This is a genomic window from Limnofasciculus baicalensis BBK-W-15, from assembly GCF_024178385.1.
GTDB classification, from domain to species: Bacteria; Cyanobacteriota; Cyanobacteriia; order Cyanobacteriales; family Coleofasciculaceae; genus Limnofasciculus; species Limnofasciculus baicalensis.
In genome coordinates this window covers 1-4,211 of sequence record NZ_JAMZMM010000451.1, presented here as the reverse complement: position 1 = coordinate 4,211, position 4,211 = coordinate 1, and the positions used below count along the sequence as shown (strand labels likewise).

Below are 4,211 nucleotides of genomic sequence, written 5' to 3'. Positions count from 1 at the left end.
GGACAAGGGGGACAAGGGAGAAGAATGAAACTATTTTTTTACTTCATACTTTATACTTCATACTTTATACTTCATACTTCATACTTTATACTTCATACTTCATACTTCATACTTCATTTATATTTGTGTATTGTGAACTGTGAATTCTCTGCTAAAATCAGAGCGATCGCAGCCCGCATTGATTGTCCCACTTTGGAAGCACGAGCAGCTCTACTTGCAGTATCTTCCCATACCATTAACTGTTTTTTAAACCCTTCCTCTTGGGCGGCTCGTTTAAGAATAACCTGACAAATTATAGTTTGCTGAATTTCTTCGGTTGAAATGTTTTGTTGCTTCAAAAACTTCAAGAGTCTCTGGACACTAGTCACAAACCTATCTGGTGGTTGAGACATAATAATCCTTTGGATTTGATAAATAGTTCGTTGATAGACTTGTTCCTCAGCATCCAGTATAATTGTGGGAGGAGGAGAGGATTTTTGCCCTTGGAGAATAGATTCTGTTTTTATATTCCCAGGCTCCAGTATTTTTAGAGATTCCAAGATTATTTGACGATTCTCTAAAACGCGCTGGGACATTTTGGGATAAAGTTGCAAAATACGCCTTCTTAATCGTTGCTCATTCGCCCTATGATTAGCTGATAAATGGAACAGATATTGCCCTACTTTAGCTTGATAGGATTCGATTTTTAGTTTAAGATCGGGACATTCCTGTTCTATTTGAGCCAGGGTAAAGACAAATACCTCCCAGTTAGGAACCTCAACAAATTCAACTTTAATGGTTGCTCGATCTGTATTTTTTTCCTCACTCAGTTTCCCAAATGGTAATTCGCCAGTAGCAGGATAGCGATCGCAAGGACTATTACTGATACGGTTGAATCCTGTAAAAATATAACGACAATTAACACTAGATAGATCTACTTCCTCCAAATGCCAGTTGTGAATACAACAACCTGTGAGTTTTGCCCCATCAAGTTTAGTCCTAATTAGATTACTCTCTAGAAAACTGGCATCCCGTAAATTTGCCTCGCTGAGAATAGTATCTTTTAGGTAACTACCACTTAAATCGGCTCTCTGTAAATCAGCTCCTCTGAGATTGGCTTGAGTTAAATCGCTACGCAACAAATAAACATCCTGAAGCACTGCTCGCATCAAATCCGCACCAGAAAAGTTAGTTCTGATCGCATAAGCCCCTGTGAGATTAGCTCGACTTAAGTCAGCGCGATCGCAATTAGCCTCACTCAGATCCGCATTAGTTAAAATTGCCCGATACAAATCCGCATCCCTGAGATTTGCAGAGCGGAGATAGGCTGATTGAAGATTTGCTTCTGTTAAATTAGTACTAACTAAAATAGCTCCACTTAAATTAGCTCTTTCTAACTGAGCTTGGATCAAATTCGCATCAGTTAGATTAGCACCAATTAAGCTAGCGCCACAGAGATTTGCTTCCATTAACTGCGCATCAATAAGGATAGTTTTATTTAGTTGAGCTTGTGTCAAATTAATTCGATCCAACAAAGCTTTATAAAGCTCCGCCTCACTGAAATCAGCACTTGCAGCATCTACCCAATTTAAGTTAGCCTCCTTTAAACTTGCTAAACGCAAATCCGCTTTACCAAGATTAGCGCGGCTCAAATTAGCTCGATTAAAATTGACATTGCTGAGAATAGAATTGTGTAAATCAGCTCGATCTAAGCAAGCCTCCGCCAAATTACTACGATCTAAAGAAGCCCAACTTAAGTTAGCGCTAGTCAAGTTAGCGCCGCTTAGATTAATATTACGCAAATCGGCTCCACTCAGGTTTGCCCCGCTGAGATCAATTCGGGCAAAATCACGTTCACCTTGTCGGTATCTGTCAAGAAAGTTCTGGGTTTGCATGAAAAAGCAGCAGACGGGTAGACGCGGGAATTAGGAATTGGGAATTGGGAGTTTTACAAGAGAGCCTGTAGTCTCTCACCCCATATTCTATTTTTCCGCACTATACTAGTAATCTGACTGCGGCTGCTGAACCTCAGTCTCCTAATCCTTACAAATAATTAATGCGGTTTACTCTTCAACCCGCAGAGGATACTCATGCAGCAGTCGAAAAATCTTCAGCGCCTCCTTCGAGCATTATCTCGTCATGGACTACAAGTAAATTATGAAAATCGAACTTATTCGGTTAGTCTCCAGAGTGTAAATGCAGCAACAGCGGAAGTTTTGCTTCCTGAAGGCTTCCCCGTAGAAGCTAAAGCCTTTAAGCAATTAGCCAATCTCGCTAATATTCGCCATCCCGGTGGTGGTTGTGTCACCCATACTTGTGCGACTCCAGATTTTCATCCCGGTGATGCTGGCGTGGCGATCGGTTCCGTGGTACAAACCAAAGGAATGGTTATTCCTGCTGCTGTCGGTTCGGATATAAACTGTGGGATGCGATCGCACGTAGTAGATTTAACCCTAGAACAATTCTTACAAAAACGCGATCGCTTTGTGGAATTGATGAAAGGTGATTATTTCTTTGGTACTCGCGATGTGACGATGACGGCTAAAACCAGCCGCGCCCTATTTCAATACGGGATTCCTGGCTGGTTGGATGAGATGTTAGATACACCTACAGGTAGTTTTGTCAAGTCTAATTTTGACCAATTGTCAGGAGAAATTGACCGAGTTTATTTGGGTGGTTCGATGAATGGTGCAATTAAATGGGCACCAGAGGAACTAATTCCGGATGAGGGAGTAGTGCGAGATGGGGGATTGGGAACCATTGGTGGTGGGAACCATTTTGTGGAAATTCAGGTGGTGGAAGCGGTGGAAGATAGGGCTACGGCATATCTTTGGGGTGTGAGAGAAGGACAACTTGCTTTCACAATTCACTCGGGTTCTCGGAATGTGGGTAAATATATTGGGGGAATGTGGCGGGATTTAGCTAAGGCAGCTTGGCCTAAAGGATATCCTTATCCAGATTATCGCCTGTTTCCTCTTTCTGTTGAAGCTAATCCTGAGTTAGTACGGAATTATTTAGAAGCAGAAGCAACTGCTGCTAATTATGGTTTTATCAATCGCTTGTTATTAGCAGAATTACTGCGTTTGCGTCTGCGGGAAGTATACGGAGATATTGAAGCGCCGCTAGTTTACGATTTGCCCCATAACATTACATTAGGGGAAAAAAGAATAACTCATGGGAAACTGACAAAAGAGGATCTGTGGGTAACTCGTAAAGGTGCTTGTCCTGCACATTTCGGACAACCTGTGATTATACCAGGTTCCATGGGAGCAACATCTTACTTAGTGGTTGGGAAAGGGAATCAAGCTTTTTGCTCTTCTGCTTCCCATGGTGCTGGCAGACTAAAATCTCGTTTTGAAATGAGTCGCCGAGGTGCCATCCATACTGAAGAGGATTTGGGTTTAATTGGTGTCGATTGTATTACATTGCGGGAGGAAAGGCGAATTGAGGAAGCACCTGCGGCGTACAAACCAATTCAACCTGTAATTGATATTCAAGTAGAAGCGGGGATGGTGAGTGTGGTAGCGAAGTTGAAGCCGATACTCACATTTAAGGGGTAAAATCGGCTAGAAGTCGGAAAAACAGGACTTACACTGCTACATTAAATATATTTGGAATGGTGCGTTAGCAGAGCATAACGCACCCTACAGATAGAAGCTTTCCTTGACAATCCTTTCCTCCTTGGACTAAAGTCACGGGGTTTTCAGGCTATTTTCTTATAAGTCCTTCAATTTTTGAATAAATAAGCCGAATACTATGCTAGGAAACTTTCAACAAAGTCATATCCGCATTGAAGTAGCAGCGCCGCAAAATGCAATCCGCGATAGTCTGCTACATTCAGCGAAACTGAGCAAATGGTTATGGCATATCAGTTTTTCTGCTGGATTACCAGAACAACTTCACGCCGGATTAACTTTCACCACTTCAATTGGACTCATCGCAGTCCAACATCAGGTAGAAATAGTTCAAGATAACTGCTTGCGAATGCTATTGAGTCAAGGAATTGATGGGTATCACGAATGGTATTGGGGTGAGGGTTGGCTCCAGTCTCGTTTAGAAGGGATTTCTCTCTTGCCCCTCAATCTCGCTCAAACCCTAAGTTTGCTGCAACTGCGGCAATTTTTGGGGAGTAGGGAGTAGGGAGTGAGGAGTGGGGAGTGGGGAATGAGAGAGTGTTGAGTTTTGAGTTTTGAGTTTTGAGTTTTAACTCTCTCACTTGTCTCCCTTGTCTC

Annotated in this window: 3 protein-coding genes; 2 read left to right on the top strand and 1 reads right to left on the bottom strand. The window is 42.3% G+C overall.

All coding sequences use genetic code 11. The features are described from left to right. Positions 1 to 113: 113 nt before the first annotated feature. Complete coding sequence (locus tag NJ959_RS26380) at positions 114 to 1,874, bottom strand: pentapeptide repeat-containing protein (protein WP_254014734.1); 1,761 nt, start codon at positions 1,872 to 1,874, stop codon at positions 114 to 116. Positions 1,875 to 2,069: 195 nt separating this feature from the next. Here NJ959_RS26380 and NJ959_RS26375 point away from each other — a divergent pair, with 195 nt between their 5' ends. Together NJ959_RS26375 and NJ959_RS26370 are read left to right on the top strand one after the other, a co-directional pair. After that, on the top strand, positions 2,070 to 3,539 hold the full coding sequence (locus NJ959_RS26375) for an RtcB family protein (protein ID WP_254014733.1): 1,470 nt from the start codon (positions 2,070 to 2,072) through the stop codon (positions 3,537 to 3,539). Between the two features lie 196 nt (positions 3,540 to 3,735). Then, entirely contained in the window at positions 3,736 to 4,119 is a 384-nt protein-coding gene (locus tag NJ959_RS26370) for a hypothetical protein (protein ID WP_254014732.1), read from the top strand. The last annotated feature ends 92 nt before the right edge of the window (positions 4,120 to 4,211 follow it).

Excerpts from the sequence above, each read along its gene's own strand:
- NJ959_RS26380 (WP_254014734.1), bottom strand. The coding sequence starts at position 1,874 with ATGCAAACCCAGAACTTTCTTGACAGATACCGACAAGGTGAACGTGAT.
- NJ959_RS26375 (WP_254014733.1), top strand. The coding sequence starts at position 2,070 with ATGCAGCAGTCGAAAAATCTTCAGCGCCTCCTTCGAGCATTATCTCGT.
- NJ959_RS26370 (WP_254014732.1), top strand. The coding sequence starts at position 3,736 with ATGCTAGGAAACTTTCAACAAAGTCATATCCGCATTGAAGTAGCAGCG.